Genomic DNA, 15,822 nt, shown 5'->3' with positions numbered 1-15,822 from the left:
CAATGACTGGCGTAATCGCTCCCGCGATTCACGGGCGGGACGGCGCACAGGTCTTCGACGAGAAGATCGAGAGCCGTACCCTGCGCGTGGGAATCGTCGGACTCGGCTACACCGGTCTCCCGCTCGGTCTCGGTTTCGCCACGGCGGGCCTCCCGGTCCGCGGGCTGGACACGGACGCCGAGCGGGTCGACCGGGTGGCGCGCGGCAGTTCCTATCTGCCGGATGTGAGCGACGCCGAACTCGCTTCGGTGAGACGGCAGTTGAGCGCCACCACCGAACCGGGCGAGCTGGCCGGCTCGGACGTACTGATCGTCTGCGTGCCGACGCCGGTCACCGGTGACCAGCAGGCCAACCTGGATTACGTCAACTCCGCGATGGACTCGGTGGCGCCGCTGCTGCGCCGGGGGACGCTGCTGATCCTCCAGTCCACCGTCCCGCCGGGCACCACCGCCGCCGCCGCGGCCGCCCTCGCGGACGCCACCGGCCTGGAGCCGGGCACCGACTTCCACATGGCGATGGCCCCGGAGCGGGTCGACCCCGCCAACACCAACGGCTGGAACCTCACCAACACCCCGAAGGTGGTGGGCGGTCTCACCGAGGAGTGCACCCGCCGCGCCGCCGCCCTGTTCGGGCTGGTCTGCGAGACGGTGGTGCCGGTCTCGCGGACGGAGGTCGCCGAGCTCTCCAAGGTCTTCGAGAACACCTTCCGACTGGTCAACATCAGCCTCACGCTTGAACTTTCCGACCTGTGCCGGCAGCTGGACATACCGGTCCGCGAGGTGATCGACGCCGCCTCCACCAAGCCCTACGGATTCCTCCCGCACTACCCCGGGCCCGGAGTCGGCGGCGAGTGCATCCCGGTCGACCCGCTGTTCCTGCGTGAGGCCGCGGACCGGGCCGGCACCGACATGAAGCTGGTGGCCGCCGCGTTCGACCGGGTCGAGAAGCGGCCCGGCCAGGTCGTGGAGCGGCTGGCGGAGCTGATCGGGGCCCGCGGCTCCGCGCTGAGCGGCGCCAAGGTCCTCGTCGTCGGGGTCAGTTACAAATCCGGCGTCGCCGACCTGCGCAACGCCCCCGCCCTGGACGTCATCCGCGGTCTGCGCGCCGCCGGGGCCACCGTCTCCTACCACGACCCGCTGGTCCCGGACCTCGTCGTGGACGGGGAGCCGGTCGCCGCCTCCGAGTGGGCGGTCACGGAGCTGGCGCAGCTGGACGCCGCGGTCATGGTCACCGCCGTACCCGGGCTGGAGCAGGACCTGCTGTGGGGCATCCCGCCGGTCGTCCTCGACACCCACAACAAGCTTGAGGCGGCCAGCAATGTGGCGGTGCTCTGATGGCGGCCACCCTGCTCGGCGGCCGTGCGCTGCCGGCCGTCACCCGGGACGCGGTGGCGGGCCGGACGGTCTCCGCGCAGGCGGCCCGGGACGCGGTCGCGGAGCTGCTGGACGAGACGACGGACGAGGTGGAGGCCGCCGCCTTCCTGACCGCCGTCGCGGTGGGCGGAGCCACCCCGGTCCTGGTGGCGGCGGCGGTGCGGGCGGTGCTCGCGGTGGCCAGGCCGGTCGACTGGACGGGCCCGGCGGTCGATGTGGTCGGCACCGGTGGTGACGGCAGCGGCTCGGTCAACATCTCCACGCTGGCCGCGCTGGTGGCGGCCTCCGCCGGGGCGACCGTCGCCAAGGCCGGCAACCGGGCGGCGACCTCGCAGTGCGGGAGCGCCGACCTGCTGGAGGCCCTGGGCATCGAGCTCGACCCCGGGGAGCGCGTCGGGGAGCTGCTGGCCGGACACCGGTTCGCGTTCCTCTTCTCCCCGGCGCTCCACCCGGCGCTGCGCCGGCTGGCCCCGGTCCGCCGCCGGCTCGGCTTCCGCACCCTGTTCAACCTGTCAGGCCCGCTCGCCAACCCGGTCACGCTGACCGGCCGGCTCATCGGCACCGCGACCCGCCAGGACCAGGAGGTCATGGCCAAGGCCGCGGCGCTCCTCGGCTACCGGCGGACCTGGGTCATCCAGGGCTTCGACGGGATGGACGAACTGACCACCGCGGGCCCCGCACGGGTCCTCCAGGTGGACGGCGGCGAAGTCACCGAGTCCACCGTGGACCCGGCCGGGCTGCCGCTGCGCCCGGCGGGCCGCGCCGAACTGGCGGGCGGTGGCCCGGCACACAACGCGGTCCTCGCCCGTCAGGTCCTGGCCGGCACGGCGCCCCGCCCGCTGCTCGACACGGTGCTGCTGAACGCGGCGGCCGTGCTCCACCTCGCCGGACAGGCACCCGACCTGCCGTCCGCCCTCGACCTCGCCAGGCACGCCGTACAGCGCGGAGCACCGGCCGAACTGGCCGCCCGGCTCGCCGCGCGGCAGCCCACGCCGGCCGGGCCCGCTGCCCGCCCCGCCCGCACCTCGATCACCCGGGAGAGCCTCTGATGGCCACGCACCTCGACGAGATAGTCGCCGCCAAACGCGCCGCCTGGAGCGGCCCGGCGGCAGCCGACGCGGCGGCCCGGGGCCGCCGGACGGCCGCCGTACCCGGCCGGTTCGCCGCCGCACTGCGCGGCCCCGAGATCTCGGTCATCGCCGAGATCAAGCCGAAGTCCCCGTCCAAGGGACAGCTGCTGGACCCCGAACTGGCGGTCCCGCTCGCCAGGAAGTACATCGACGGAGGGGCCTCGGCCATCTCCGTACTCGGTGACACGCCCTTCTTCGGCGGCTCGCCGGAGCTGGTCCGTACCGTCGCCGAGCACCCGGACGTCACCGTCCCGGTCCTGTTCAAGGACTTCATGGTCGACATCCGGCAGATGCACCTGGCCCACGACAGCGGCGCCGACGGCGTCCTGATCATCGCCCGCGCCGTCGGTGACGCCCTGCTCACCGACCTGGTGCAGACCGCGCACGGCCTCGGCCTCGACGCACTGGTGGAGACCTTCACCCAGGACGAGGTGGACCGGGCGCTGCTCTCCGGGGCCCGCATCATCGGCATCAACAACCGGGATCTGCAGACCTTCTCGGTGGACCTGGACAACTCGGCCAGGCTGCGCCGCGACATCCCGCGCGGCGTGCTGACCGTCAGCGAGAGCGGCCTCGGCGGCCGCCCCGACATCGAACGCATCGCGGCGCACGGCTTCGACGCCGCGCTGATCGGTGAATCCCTGCTCAGCAGCCCCGACCCCGCCGCCCAGCTGCGGTCCTTCACCGGGGTCCCGATTCTGGAGGTGGCCTCGTGAACGGCCGATTCGGCGAGTACGGCGGACAGTTCGTCGCGGAGACCCTGGTGGGCCCGCTGCAGGAACTGGAGGAGGAGTACCACAAGGCCCTGGTCGACCCGGAGTTCAACGCGGAGCTCGACAGGCTGCTCAAGATGTTCGTCGGGCGTCCCACCCCGATCACCGAGCTGCACCGGCTCGGCTCCACCGAGAACGGCGTCAAGCTGTGGCTCAAGCGGGAGGACCTGACCCACACCGGCGCGCACAAGATCAACAACTCGGTCGGGCAGGCCCTGCTCGCCCGCCGGCTCGGCAAGAAGCAGATCATCGCGGAGACCGGCGCGGGCCAGCACGGCGTGGCCGTGGCCGCCGCCTGTGCCTACCTCGGCCTTGAGGCCACCATCTACATGGGCCGGGTCGACGCCGAGCGGCAGGCCCCCAACGTGCAGCGGATGGAGCTGCTCGGCGCCCGCGTCGTGCTGGTCGACCTCGGCACGGCGACCCTGAAGGACGCCATCAACGCGGCGATCCGCGAGTGGATCTCCCGCCCCGACACCACGCACTACCTGCTCGGCTCCGTCGTCGGCCCGCACCCCTTCCCCACCATCGTGCGCAACTTCCAGTCGGTCATCGGCCGCGAGGCCCGCGCCCAGTTCCTGGAGGAGAACGACCGGCTGCCCGACGCGGTCGTCGCCTGCGTCGGCGGCGGCTCCAACGCCGCCGGGATGTTCAGCGCCTTCCTCGACGACCCGGTCCGCCTCGTCGGCGTACAGGCGGCGGGCGAGGGCAAGGGCGGCCAGGGCGGGCACGCGGCCCCGCTGCTCTACGGCGACCCGGGCGTCCTCCAGGGCACCCGCACCTACCTGCTCCAGGACGACGACGGGCAGATCCAGCTCACCCACTCCATCGCGCCGGGCCTCGACTACGCGGGCGTCGGCCCCGAGCACTCGCACTACAAGGACACCGGCAAGGTCGAGTACATCGCGGCCTCCGACAACGAGGCGCTGGACGCGTTCGCCGCGCTCAGCTCGCAGGAGGGCATCCTCCCGGCCCTGGAGTCCGCGCACGCGGTGGCCGGCGCCCTGAAGGTGGCCCGCGAGTCCGCACCCGGCAGCACCATCCTCGTCAACCTCTCCGGCCGCGGTGACAAGGACCTCACCTCCGCCATGGCCGCCCTGAAGCAGCGTGAGGAGACCGCCCGATGAAACGCCTCGAACAGACCTTCACCGACAACCGGACCAAGGACGAGACCACCCTCGTCGCCTACCTCACCTCCGGCTACCCGCTGCTCGGCGAGACCGTCGGCCTGATCTCCGCCGCGGTGGACGCGGGCGCCGACGTGATCGAGCTCGGGGTCCCGTTCTCCGACCCGCTCGGCGACGGCCCGGTCATCCAGGCCACCGGCCAGGCCGCCCTGGACACCGGCACCACCACCGCCGCCACCCTCGACGTGGTCGCGGAGGCGCGGGCCGCCGGGGTCGAGGCGCCGATCGTGCTGATGGGCTACTGCAACCCGTTCCTGCGCTACGGCCTCACCCAGCTGTACGACGACGCCAGGTCGGCCGGCGCCGACGGATTCGTCGTCCCGGACCTGCCGGTCGACGAGGGCGCCGAATGGCTGGCGCAGGCCGAGGCCAGCGAGCTCGGCCAGACCTTCTTCACCGCCCCCGGCAGCTCGCCGGAGCGGATGGCCGCCTCCGCCGCCGCCTCCCGGGGCTTCCTCTACGTCCTCGCGGCGAACGGCGTCACCGGGGTCCGCTCCGAGCTCGACCCCGGCATCGACGCCTACCTGGAGCGGGTGCGGGCGGCCGGCGACACCCCGATGGCCGTCGGGTTCGGCATCTCCCGCCCGGACCACGTCGCGGCCCTGCACGGCAAGACGGACGGCGTGATCGTGGGCAGCGCGCTGCTCCAGGCGATCGGCGCGGCCAGGGACGCGGCCGGCCGCCGCCAGGCCGTCACGGGGCTGATCTCCTCCCTGAAGGCGGCCACCCGATGAGCGACGCCACCGCCATCCCCTTCTTCAGCGGCGCCGCCTCCGTGCGCCGCGACTGGCCCCGCCTGGAGGCCCGCATCCGCGAGGTCGCCGCCTCCGGCCGGTTCACCTCCGGCCCGGTCACCGCCGAACTGGAGGCGGCGATCGCCGCCCGCACCGGCGCCCGGCACGCGGTGGCCGTCGCCAACGGGACCGACGCCCTGGTGATCCTGCTCCGGGCGGCGGGCATCGGCCCCGGCGACGAGGTGATCGTCCCCGCGTACACCTTCTTCGCGACCGCCTCCGCCGTCCTGCACGTGGGCGCCCAGCCGGTACTGGTGGACGTGCTGCCCGGCAGCTACGCCATGGACCCGAGGCGGGCCGAGGAAGCGATCACCGGGCGGACCAGGGCGATCATGCCGGTGCACCTGTTCTCGCAGATGGCCGACATGGAGGTGCTCAAGGACCTGGCGGACCGGCACGGACTGATCCTGCTGGAGGACAGCGCCGAGGGCATCGACATGTGGGCCGGCGGGGTGCACGCGGGCCTGTGGGGCAGCGGTGGCGTACTTTCCTTCTTCCCCACCAAGACGCTGGGCTCGCTCGGCGACGCGGGGATGCTGCTCACGAACGACGACGAGATCGCCGCCGCCGCCCGGCGGCTGCGCCTGCACGGCCAGGGCACGGACGGCGCGTACGCCACCGACGGCGCGTACGTCTACCAGGAGCTCGGCTACAACAGCCGGTGCGACGAACTGCACGCGGCGTTCCTGCTGCACCGCATGGAGCGCCTCAGCGAGGAGACGGAGCGGCGCGCCGAGCTGGCCGCCCGCTACGACCGGCTGCTGGCGCCGCTGGCCGGCACGGTCGACACCCCCTGGATGGCGCCCGCGAAGACCCCGAGCAACCAGGTCTACTACGTCTACCTCATCGAGTGCGACCGCCGGGACGAGCTGGCCGCCCACCTCGAAGCGAACGGCGTCGGCACCGAGGCGTACTACCCGCGCCCGCTCACCGACCAGCCGCTGCTGGCCCCGCTGCCGGGCTCCCGCCACCCGGTCCCGGTCGCCTCTGCCGCCGCGACCCGGGCCCTGGGGCTGCCGCTCTACCCCGACCTCACCGACGAGCAGGCCGACCGCGTCGCCGCCCTGATCCTCGCCTTCTACGGAGCCGCATCGTGACCACTGCCATCCCGTACTTCGACTGGCCCGCCCGCTCGGCCGACTGGGCCGACGACATCGTGGAGGTCTTCCGAGAGGTCGCGCTGAGCGACGAGTTCATCCTGAAGTCCCGGGTCGAGCGCCTGGAGTCGGAGATCGCCGCGCGCACCGGAGCGGCCCACGCCATCGCCGTGGCCAGCGGCACCGGAGCGCTGAGCGTGATCCTGGCCGCGCTCGGCCTCGGTGACGGCGACGAGGTGGTCACCCCCGCGTTCTCCTTCGTCTCGACCGCCTCCACCGTCGCCCTGCGCGGCGCCCGCCCGGTCTTCGCGGACGTCGAGTACGAGACCGGCCTGCTCGACCCGGCCGCCGCCGAGGCGGCCGTCACGGAACGCACCAGGGCGCTGCTCCCGGCCTACCTGTTCTCCGGCTCCCCGAAGATGGGCGCCTTCGCCGAACTCGCCGCCCGGCGCGGGCTGCACCTGGTCGAGGACAGCGCGATCGCGCTGGGCGCCACGGTCGACGGAAAGCCCGCAGGGCGGCACGGGCACGCCGGGGTCTACTCCTTCTTCCCGGCCAAGCCCGCGGGCGGCATCGGGGACGCCGGGATGATCGTCACCGACGACCCCGAGCTCGCCCGCACCGCACGCATGCTGCGCAACCACGGCCAGCCCGCCGGCAAGCGCTTCTACCACGAGCTGCTCGGCTTCAACTGCCGGATGGACGAGCTCACCGCCGGATTCCTGCTCCGCAAACTCCCGCACCTGGACCGGCTGCTGGAACGCCGCCGCGAGATCGCCGCGATCTACGAGGAGGGGCTGCGCCCGCTGGGCCCGGCACTGCTGCCGCCGCCCGCCGGCTTCGAGGAGCGCTCCGTCTACACCTACGTCGTACGCGCCCAGCAGCGCGACGAGCTGCGCGCGCAGCTGGCGAAGGAGGGCATCGAGACCGCCGTCTACTACCCGCGCCCGCTGCACCTCCAGCCCGCGTTCGCCCACCTCGGCCACGGAACCGGTGACTTCCCGGTGGCCGAGCGGCTCTCCCGCGAGTCCCTCGCGCTGCCCCTGCACCCGGACATGGCGCCGGGCGCGGCCGAGCGGGTCGTGGCCGCCGTCAACCGCTTCTGCACCGCGGGGAGGTGAACGGGATGTCGGTAGCGAAGAACGTGGTCATCACGGCGGACCGGCTGTGCGGGATCGGGGACGAGGCCGCCCCCGACCTGGCGGGCCAGCTGGCCATCCACCACGAACTGGGCATGGACGCGATCGAGTTGCGTACCGTCGACGGCCTCGGCCTGCACGAGCTGGAGGCGGGTGACGCCGCCGACCTGGCCCGGCGCACCATCGTCGCCGGTCTGCGGGTGCCCGTCGTCGACACCCCGGTGGGCTCCTGGTCCACCACCGTCGCCACCCCCATGGACGACGAACTGGCGGCCCTCGAACGCTCCGCCAAGGCCGCCGCGCTGCTCGGCTGCGACCGGCTGCGCGTCATGTCGTACCCCGGCGACGGCCGCCCCGAGCGCGAATGGCGCACCGAGGCGCTGCGCCGGATGAAGACGCTGGCCCGCGAGGCCGAGCGACTCGGCGTGACCCTGCTGCACGAGAACTGCCAGGGCTGGGCCGGTCAGAGCGCCGCGCACACCATGCGGATGCTGGAGGAGGTCGCGAGCCCCCGGCTGCGGCTGCTGTTCGACACCGGCAACGGCCTGGCCTACGGCTACGACTCGCTCGACTTCCTGCGGGGCGTGCTGCCGTGGGTGGAGCACGTGCACATCAAGGACGGCGTCCGCACCGGCCCGGAGGCCGAGTTCACGATGCCCGGCGAGGGCACCGCCCACGTCGCGGAGTGCGTGGCCCTGCTGGAGCACCACGGCTACCGGGGTTTCTACAGCCTGGAACCCCACCTGGCCCGCATCCCGCACCTCGGCCTGGCCGGCGACCCGGCCGCACTGGCCGACGGCTACCGGGAGTACACCCGGCGCTGCACCGCGCTGCTCGGCATCGACACCACGGACAGCCGCGCGTTCATCGAATCCACGGACAGCCCCATGTACTGGGAGGGCAGCCACCATGGCTGAGACGGCCCGCACCACCCGCACCCACGGCGGCCTCGGCGCCGGCGACCTGGAGTGGCTGACCGAGCTGATGGCCGTCGACTCGGTCTCGCCGCTGGAGGGCGGCCCCATGGACGGGGCGGCCCGCGCGCAGCGGGTCTTCCTGGCCGGTGCCGCCGAACGCGGATTCCGCACCGCACTGCACCGGGCGCCCGCGCCCGAACTCCTGGAGCGCCCCGAGGTGCCCGCCCCGGTGCGGGAGGCGGCCGCCCGCGACCTGCCCGCGTTCCTGGCCGGGCAGCCCTCCGTGGTCGTCGCCCACGGGGCCCCGCAGCCGCAGGAGCGCCGCCTGGTCATCAACTTCCACGTGGACACGGTGGGCCCGCACGTCCCGCCCCGGCTGGACGGGCGGATCCTGTACGGCCGGGGCGCCGTCGACGACAAGGGCCCGGGGGTCGCCGCCGCGGCCGGGGTCGCCGCCGCCTTCGCGGAGGACCCCGGGCTGGACGGCCGGATCGAGGTGCAGATCGCCTCGGTGCCCGGCGAGGAGGGCGGCGCGATGGGCACGTACGGCACCCGCGCCCTGGTCGACGCCGGGTTCACCGGGCGGCTGATGGTGTTCGCGGAGCCCACCGGCAACACCTTCATGGACGGCTGCACGGCCGCGATGACCCCCCGGATCACGGTGCTCGGCCAGGACTCCACCGACGACCACCCCGCGGACGGCCACAACGCCACCGTGCTGCTGGGATTCCTCGCGGACTTCCTCGCCCGCCGGCTCGGCCCGCTCGCCCACGGCATGGGAGCCAAGCTCTGCGTCTCGGGCCTGCACACCGGAACCGCGCACAACCGGGTCTACGGCGGTGGGCAGTTGCTGCTCAACATCGCCTATCCGGCGACCGAGCAGGCCGAACTGCTCGCCGCCTCCCTGGAGGTGCTGATCGAGGAGGCCAGGACCGAGTTCGCGCATCTGCACGCCCATGACCCGTTCAGCCGCCGCACGGTGAAGGACTGGCGCCGCATCGTCCGCCTGGACTGGCTGAAGCAGGGCCTGCCCACCCTGAACAACCGGGACGCCGAGGCCGAACTCGTACTGAACGAGGCCGGGTTCCACCGGCACGACGGACTGGCCGACGGTTCCGCGTTCACCTGTGACGCGATCTGGGCGCCGGGCCCCGGCCGCTATGTGGTGGCCTGCGGACCGGGTCAGCTCGACGCCAACGGGGCGCATACGGACGACGAGTTCGTGCACCTGGACGACCTGGACACCTACGCCCGGCGGATCAAGGAGCTGGTGCACGCTTTCGCCGCCCACGCCGCCTGACCGACCTCCCCCTCAGCTCTCCCCCTCAGCTTTCCCCAGAGAACCTCACCCAGAAAAGGATTCGCCATGACCGTCCGTGTCCCCCTCGCCGAGCTCACCACCTTCGTCAACGACGTCCTCACGGAGTGCGGCCTGGACACCGAGTCGGCACGCACCGCCGCCGACGTCATCACGTACGCCGACGCGAACGGCTTCACCACCCACGGCACCAACGGGCTCGTGAACATCTACGCCCCCCGGCTGCTCGACGGCCGGATAGACGCGGGCGCCGCACCGCGCGTGGTCCAGGAGACCGCAGGGGCCGCCCTGCTCGACGGGGACCGCGGGCTCGGCCTCGTCACCATGGACCTGGCCATGGACATCGCCATGGCCAAGGCGCGGCAGACCGGCATCGGCATGGTGGCCGTGCGCAACAGCACCCACTTCGGCAGCGCCGGCTACTACACGCAGAAGGCGGCGGCCGCCGGGCTGATCGGCCTGGCGATGACGAACTGCGGCGCCCAGGGCGTCGCCCCGCCGCTGGGCGGCACCGTGCGGATGCTCGGCACCAACCCGCTGAGCGCGGCCGTGCCGGTGACCGAGGGCGCGCCGTTCGTCCTCGACATGAGCACCACGGTGGTCGCCACCGGAAAGATCAAGGCCGCCCACCGGGAGGGCCGGCAGGTCCCGCAGGAGTGGCTGGTCCGGCACGACGGCACCCCGACCTCCGACCCGGCCGACTTCATGGCGGAGGAGGCGGACGTCGCCTGGCTCGGCGGCCCCGCCTCGACCGGTGGCGCCAAGGGCTTCGGCCTCGCCCTGCTGGTGGACCTGCTCTGCGGCCCGCTGTCCGGCGCCGCCTACGGCCCCCGGCCCGGCGTGCTGAAGGGCGAGCCGGCCGGCGACGACAACGTGGGCCACACCGCGATCGTGATCGACCCCTCCGCGTTCGGCTCGGCACACGCCATCGCCGCCGAGAACCGCCGCCTCCTCGACACGGTCGTGAACTCCCCGGCCGCCGAGTACGCGACGCGCGGCGTCACCTACCCGGGAGCCCCCGAGGCCGCGCGGTACGAGCAGTCGCGGCGCGAGGGCGTCGAGCTGCCGGGACCGGTGGCCGACGGACTGGTCGCGCTCGCGGCGCAGCTGTCCGTCCGGGCGCCCGACGCGCTGGCCGTCCGGGCCCTCGCGCCCGCCGCCTGAGCCGGACTCCGGAACCACCCCTCACACGACCGAGCAATCGGAAAGGACCCGAACCGTCATGCGTATCGGAGTGATCGGCCTGGGCGTCATCGCCCCCTTCTTCCTTCAGGCCATCGAGGACGATCCGGAGCTCCGGCTGACCGCCGTCTGCGATCTGGACCGCCGGAAACTGGACGGATTCGCCCCGGAGACCGCCGTCTTCGCCGACCACCGCGAACTCCTCGCCTCTGGCCTGGTGGACGGCGTGGTCGTCACCCTGCCCAACCACGCGCACGCGCCGGTCGTGGCCGACGCGCTGCGGGCCGGTGTGCACGTCTGCTGCGAGAAGCCGCTGACCGTCCGCGCCGAGGACGCCCACCACCTGGTACGGCTGGCCGAAGAGCACGCCACCACCCTGTTCACCGCCTTCCACCGCCGCTACAACACCCATGTCCAGGAACTGGCAGGCCAGTTGGCCGACCGCTCGCAGATCTCGCACGTCACCAGCCGCTACCAGGAGAAGATCGAGGAGCACAGCGGCACCGAGGGCTGGTACCAGGACATCGACCGCTGCGGCGGCGGCTGCGTCATCGACAACGGCCCCAACGCGCTGGACGCTCTGGAGACGGTGCTCGGACCGCTCACCCTGACGGACGCCACGATCGGAGACGTCCGCTCCGGCGTCGAGTTCTGCGCCGAACTCCACCTCGCCACCACCGACGGCATCCCCGTCCTGGTGGACCTGGACTGGGCCCTGGAGACCGGTGAGCGCAAGGACATCACCGTGCACCTCAAGGATGGCCGGCAGCTGTACGCCGACATGCTGGACGGATTCGAGGCGTTCAAGTCCTCCCTCGACCACGAGTACGCCGGGATCATGGCGGACTTCCACCGCACGGTGCGCGACGGCCGCAGCGGACCGGACCGGGGCCCGCACATCGTCGACCTGGTCGAGGAGGCGTACGCCATCGGCCGCACCCGGGAGGAGCGGCTGCGGATGACCGCCAAGGAGCCCGTCTCCGCCCATCTGGTGAAGCTACTCTTCCACCGGCGCGCCGACCGGGGCATGCGGCTGTCGCCCTGGCAGTCGCGCTGCGTGCGCGCCGGTGACGTGCACGAACTGGTCACCACCACCGACCTGCCCACCACCACCGGGGACCGGGTCGACCACGTGGGGTTCCTGGGCTTCGCGGAGTTCGGGGCGGGCACGGTGATCGACCGGGGCGACGTGGTGACGGGCCCGCACGGGCCGATCGGACGGGTGGCCGGATTTGACGAGTGCCACGCGCCGAACCACTACAACATTCTCATCGACACCGAACGCGTCCTCACCGCAGAGGACTTGAACCTGCATACCCTGGACACCCTCACCTTCTCCGGAGGAACCCGATGACCGCCACCGCACAGGGCACCCCCACCTTCCGCAGGGTCGACGTGACGCCGGAGGCCCGCGAGCGGGTGCCCGGGGTGCACGTACTGACCCTGGAGGCGGACATCGGCGCCACCGGCCCGGCAGCGGCAGAGGCGGTCTGGACCGAGGCCCACGACCGGTGGAACGGCAAGAGCCGCGCCGAGGTGCGGGCCGCCCCCAACGTCGCCGCCTACCGGGAGCTGAGCCGGCTGCTCGGCACCCACCCCGACAAGCGCCCGCCCTCCGTGCAGGCCCTGGTCGACCGGGGCCTGCGGGCCAAGCCGCTCGGCGCCTGGCCCCGGATCAACCCCGCCGTCGACGCGGTCAACGCGGTGGCGGTCCGCACCCTGGTCGCGCTCGGCCTGTTCGACCGGGACGCGCTCGTGGGCGAGGTGGGGCTGCGGCTGACCGACGGCACCGAGGAGTTCACCGCCCTCGGCGCGGACGGCCCGGTGACCCTGGAGGCGGGCGGGCTGGTCCTCGCCGACGAGGAGCGGGTGCTGTCGCAGTTCGCGCACCGCGACGGCGTGCACCAGGCGGTGACCGGCGCCACCCGCCGGGTGCTGCTGCTGGCCTGCGCGGTCCCCGGCGTCAGCGAGGACACCTGCCGGGACGCGCTGCTGGAGGCCGCCGCACTGCTGCGCGGGACGGCCGGCTAGCACCACCGGTCACCCGGGCAGGCGGCGAGTGGTCCGCCGCCACCCCGGGCCAGTGGACTGCTTCGCCGGTACGCGCAGTTGGTTGGCTGGTGTGCCAAGCCACCGCCGCCCGCGTACCGGAAAGAGACCGACCACGATGACCATCACCGCAGTCGAGCCCGCCGCGGCACCGCCCCGGGCGCATCCCGCACCCGTGCGGGTGAGCGTGGCGCGGACCCCGCTGCCGCCGCACGCCCCGCTCGCCCTGGCCACCGAGCTGCGCAGACTGCTCGGTGAGGACCAGGTCTTCCTCTTCGAGAGCCTGGCCGGCCCCGACGAGGACTGCCGCTTCGCAGCCGTCGGCGCCGAGACCCTCGCCCGGATCACCGTGCGGGACGGACAGGCCGTGCTGGACGGGGCGCCGGAGCTGGTGGACCGGCTGCACCCCCTGGTGGACCGCGCCGCCGGGAACGTCCAGCGGCTCCTGGAGACCCTGCACGGGGCCTTCGCCGTGGAGACCGACGTACCGCTCGACAGCTACGCTTTCGGGTTCCTCGCCGTGCTCGGCTACGAGGCCGCCTGGCACCTGGAGCAGCTGCCGCCACGCGCTCCCGGCCAGGACCCGGAGATCACCCTCACCCTTTTCCGGCACGTCGTCACCTACCGCCTGGACACCGGAGAGAGCGATCAACTCCAGGCGCATGCGCCTGAGTTCGGTGGCCCCGGTGTGCTGGGCGACGGTCTCGCGGGGCTGGTACGGGCCCTGCCGGACGACGCGGAAACCCCGCTGCCGGCCGCGCCCGAGCCGTACGCGGTCCGCCGCACCGTCCGCCGCGAGGAGTTCGCGGAGCGGGTGGAGCGCTGCCTGGAACACATCAGGGCGGGCGACGTCTACCAGATCCAGATCGGCCACCGCGTCGAGGTGACGACGCCCCTGGCGCCCCTCGACGCCTACCGGCGACTGCGCCGGAGCAACCCCTCGCCGTACATGTACCTGGTGCCGTGGGCGGGCCGCACCCTGGTCGGGGCCAGCCCCGAACTGCTGCTGCGGATCGAGGGCCGCACCCTGGCCATGCGGCCCATCGCCGGCACCGCCGCGCGGGCCGCGGACCCGGCGGAGGACGCCCGTCGGGTGGCCGCGCTGCACGCCGACGAGAAGGAACGCGCCGAGCACATCATGCTCGTCGACCTGTGCCGCAACGACGTGGCCAGGGTCTCCGTACCGGGCACCCTCGCCGTCGAACGGATGATGGTGGTCGAGCACTTCGCCCGGGTGCACCACCTCGTCTCCACGGTGAGCGGCCAACTGGCCGACGGCGCGGACGTGTTCTCCGCGCTGCGCGCCACCTTCCCGGCCGGCACCATGACCGGGGCGCCCAAGGTCCGGGCCATGGAGCTGATCCAGGAGATCGAGGGCCGGCCGCGCGGCGCCTACGCGGGCGCGCTGGGCCTGATCGACGTACGCGGGCAGGCGGCGACGCTCGCCCTGTGCATCCGTACCGCCGTCCACGACCCCGTCACCGGCAGCTACGCGCTCCAGGCGTCCGCCGGGGTGGTCGCGGACTCCACGGCCGACGGCGAATGGCGCGAGACGCTGATCAAGATGAGCGCCGTGTACGCCGCCCTGACCGGCGAGGGGCTCACCGCATGAGAATCCTGCTCGTCGACGCACGCGACAGCTTCGTCCACATCATCGACCACTACCTGCGGCAGCACGGCGTCCGCACCGACCTCGTCACCGCCCACGCGCACACCCCGGCCGAGCTCGCCGCCCGCCGCCCGGACGCGGTGGTCCTGGGCCCAGGCCCCGGACACCCCGTCGACTCCGGCCACCCGGAGCTGGTGCGCCACTTCGCCGGCAAGGTCCCGCTGCTCGGGATCTGCCTGGGCCACCAGGCCGTCGGGCTCGCCTTCGGCGGCCGGATCGAGCGGGCCGCACGCACCGTGCACGGCAAGACCAGCCGCCTCGACCACGACGGCACCGGGGTCTTCGCCGGACTCGCGGACGGCACCGAGGTCACCCGCTACCACTCACTGGCCGTCGCGGACCCGCCGCCCGCCGCGCTCACCGTGACCGCGCGGGCCCGGGAGGACGGCTGCGTGATGGGACTGCGCCACCGCGAACTGCCGGTCCAGGGCGTTCAGTTCCACCCCGAGAGCATCACCACACAGACCGGACACGCGTTCCTCACCAACTTCCTGGAAGGGATACGGCCATGGCAGACCACGGTCCCTGGGCGTCGATAGCCGCCCTGAACGGCTCCGAGCGGCCCGACGGGCTCACCGGGCGGGTGCTGCGCATGCTGGCCGCACAGGCCGCGGAGCACGGCGTGCACCTCGATGTGATCCCGCTCGCCGAGTACGACATCACCCCCTGCGGGCCCTGCGGCGACTGCAACATACGGCCGCTGCCCTGCGCCCAGGACGACGACGTCCCGGCCCTGGTGGACCGGATGATCCGGGCCGACGGAGTGCTGTACGCGGCGCCCGTCCACGGGTTCGGACTGGCCGGGGTGATGCAGAACTTCATCGAGCGCGCCGGGGTCGGACACCTGCGCTTCGACCGCCCGCTCGCCAACAAGGTGGCCGGGGTCGTGGTCACCGGCCGCCGCTACAGCCACGACCGGGTCTACGGGCAGCTCATCGACAACGTCCTGCTCAACCGGATGATCCTGCCGGGCAGCGGCTTCCCCGCCTTCGTCCAGGACCAGTTCGCACCGGGCGAGGACGAGGAGGGCCTGGCAGCGGCGCGCGGGCTGATGGACCGCATGATCGACCTGCTGCGCATCCTGCTCCTCCCGCACGCCGGCCGGGGCGACACCGCCCGGCTGCTGTCCCTGCCCCGCAACGAGAGGGCCGGGCTGCTCAGCCCCACGGGGTGAGACACCCCTTGCGGTGAACA

The 15,822-nt window shown here is 73.2% G+C and carries 15 protein-coding genes; all 15 read left to right on the top strand.

Annotated features, from left to right (window positions below; all coding sequences use genetic code 11):
* The first annotated feature begins 2 nt into the window (after positions 1 to 2).
* On the top strand, positions 3 to 1,334 hold the full coding sequence (locus tag OG892_RS16975) for a nucleotide sugar dehydrogenase (protein ID WP_371629607.1): 1,332 nt from the start codon (positions 3 to 5) through the stop codon (positions 1,332 to 1,334).
* Positions 1,334 to 2,422, top strand: coding sequence for an anthranilate phosphoribosyltransferase (gene trpD, locus OG892_RS16970; RefSeq protein ID WP_073737124.1), 1,089 nt, complete (start codon positions 1,334 to 1,336; stop codon positions 2,420 to 2,422). Before OG892_RS16975 ends, trpD begins: the two co-directional genes overlap by 1 nt.
* The gene (locus OG892_RS16965; protein ID WP_073737125.1) at positions 2,422 to 3,219 is read left to right on the top strand and encodes an indole-3-glycerol phosphate synthase TrpC; all 798 of its coding nucleotides are present in this window, start codon (positions 2,422 to 2,424) and stop codon (positions 3,217 to 3,219) included. Before trpD ends, OG892_RS16965 begins: the two co-directional genes overlap by 1 nt.
* The gene (trpB, locus tag OG892_RS16960; protein ID WP_073737126.1) at positions 3,216 to 4,403 is read left to right on the top strand and encodes a tryptophan synthase subunit beta; all 1,188 of its coding nucleotides are present in this window, start codon (positions 3,216 to 3,218) and stop codon (positions 4,401 to 4,403) included. The genes OG892_RS16965 and trpB overlap by 4 nt, the downstream gene beginning before the upstream one ends.
* Positions 4,400 to 5,197 (top strand): tryptophan synthase subunit alpha, encoded by a 798-nt coding sequence (gene trpA / locus OG892_RS16955; RefSeq protein ID WP_073737127.1) that lies wholly within the window; start codon positions 4,400 to 4,402, stop codon positions 5,195 to 5,197. The genes trpB and trpA overlap by 4 nt, the downstream gene beginning before the upstream one ends.
* Positions 5,194 to 6,354, top strand: a complete 1,161-nt coding sequence (locus OG892_RS16950; protein WP_327337546.1) for a DegT/DnrJ/EryC1/StrS family aminotransferase — start codon at positions 5,194 to 5,196, stop codon at positions 6,352 to 6,354. Before trpA ends, OG892_RS16950 begins: the two co-directional genes overlap by 4 nt.
* A complete protein-coding gene (locus OG892_RS16945; RefSeq protein WP_073737129.1) occupies positions 6,351 to 7,475 on the top strand; it encodes a DegT/DnrJ/EryC1/StrS aminotransferase family protein in 1,125 nt (374 codons plus the stop codon). The genes OG892_RS16950 and OG892_RS16945 overlap by 4 nt, the downstream gene beginning before the upstream one ends.
* 5 nt (positions 7,476 to 7,480) lie before the next feature.
* A complete protein-coding gene (locus tag OG892_RS16940) occupies positions 7,481 to 8,410 on the top strand; it encodes a sugar phosphate isomerase/epimerase family protein (protein ID WP_328866601.1) in 930 nt (309 codons plus the stop codon).
* Positions 8,403 to 9,710, top strand: a complete 1,308-nt coding sequence (locus OG892_RS16935; RefSeq protein ID WP_371629606.1) for a M20/M25/M40 family metallo-hydrolase — start codon at positions 8,403 to 8,405, stop codon at positions 9,708 to 9,710. Before OG892_RS16940 ends, OG892_RS16935 begins: the two co-directional genes overlap by 8 nt.
* A 66-nt stretch (positions 9,711 to 9,776) precedes the next feature.
* Complete coding sequence (locus OG892_RS16930) at positions 9,777 to 10,892, top strand: Ldh family oxidoreductase (protein WP_371629605.1); 1,116 nt, start codon at positions 9,777 to 9,779, stop codon at positions 10,890 to 10,892.
* A 58-nt stretch (positions 10,893 to 10,950) separates the two neighbouring features.
* Positions 10,951 to 12,264 carry a Gfo/Idh/MocA family protein gene (locus OG892_RS16925; RefSeq protein WP_371629604.1) on the top strand — a complete coding sequence of 438 codons (1,314 nt, stop codon included), beginning with the start codon at positions 10,951 to 10,953 and terminating at the stop codon, positions 12,262 to 12,264.
* Complete coding sequence (locus tag OG892_RS16920) at positions 12,261 to 12,941, top strand: phenylalanine--tRNA ligase beta subunit-related protein (RefSeq protein ID WP_371629603.1); 681 nt, start codon at positions 12,261 to 12,263, stop codon at positions 12,939 to 12,941. Before OG892_RS16925 ends, OG892_RS16920 begins: the two co-directional genes overlap by 4 nt.
* A gap of 136 nt (positions 12,942 to 13,077) precedes the next feature.
* Positions 13,078 to 14,571, top strand: a complete 1,494-nt coding sequence (locus tag OG892_RS16915; RefSeq protein WP_371629602.1) for an anthranilate synthase component I family protein — start codon at positions 13,078 to 13,080, stop codon at positions 14,569 to 14,571.
* A complete protein-coding gene (locus tag OG892_RS16910; RefSeq protein ID WP_371629601.1) occupies positions 14,568 to 15,167 on the top strand; it encodes an aminodeoxychorismate/anthranilate synthase component II in 600 nt (199 codons plus the stop codon). The genes OG892_RS16915 and OG892_RS16910 overlap by 4 nt, the downstream gene beginning before the upstream one ends.
* Positions 15,137 to 15,802, top strand: a complete 666-nt coding sequence (locus OG892_RS16905; protein WP_371629600.1) for a flavodoxin family protein — start codon at positions 15,137 to 15,139, stop codon at positions 15,800 to 15,802. The genes OG892_RS16910 and OG892_RS16905 overlap by 31 nt, the downstream gene beginning before the upstream one ends.
* Positions 15,803 to 15,822: the final 20 nt, after the last annotated feature.

This window comes from Streptomyces sp. NBC_00341 (assembly GCF_041435055.1).
In the GTDB taxonomy this organism is placed as follows: Bacteria; Actinomycetota; Actinomycetes; order Streptomycetales; family Streptomycetaceae; genus Streptomyces.
This window is presented reverse-complemented; position numbering and strand designations above follow the sequence as displayed.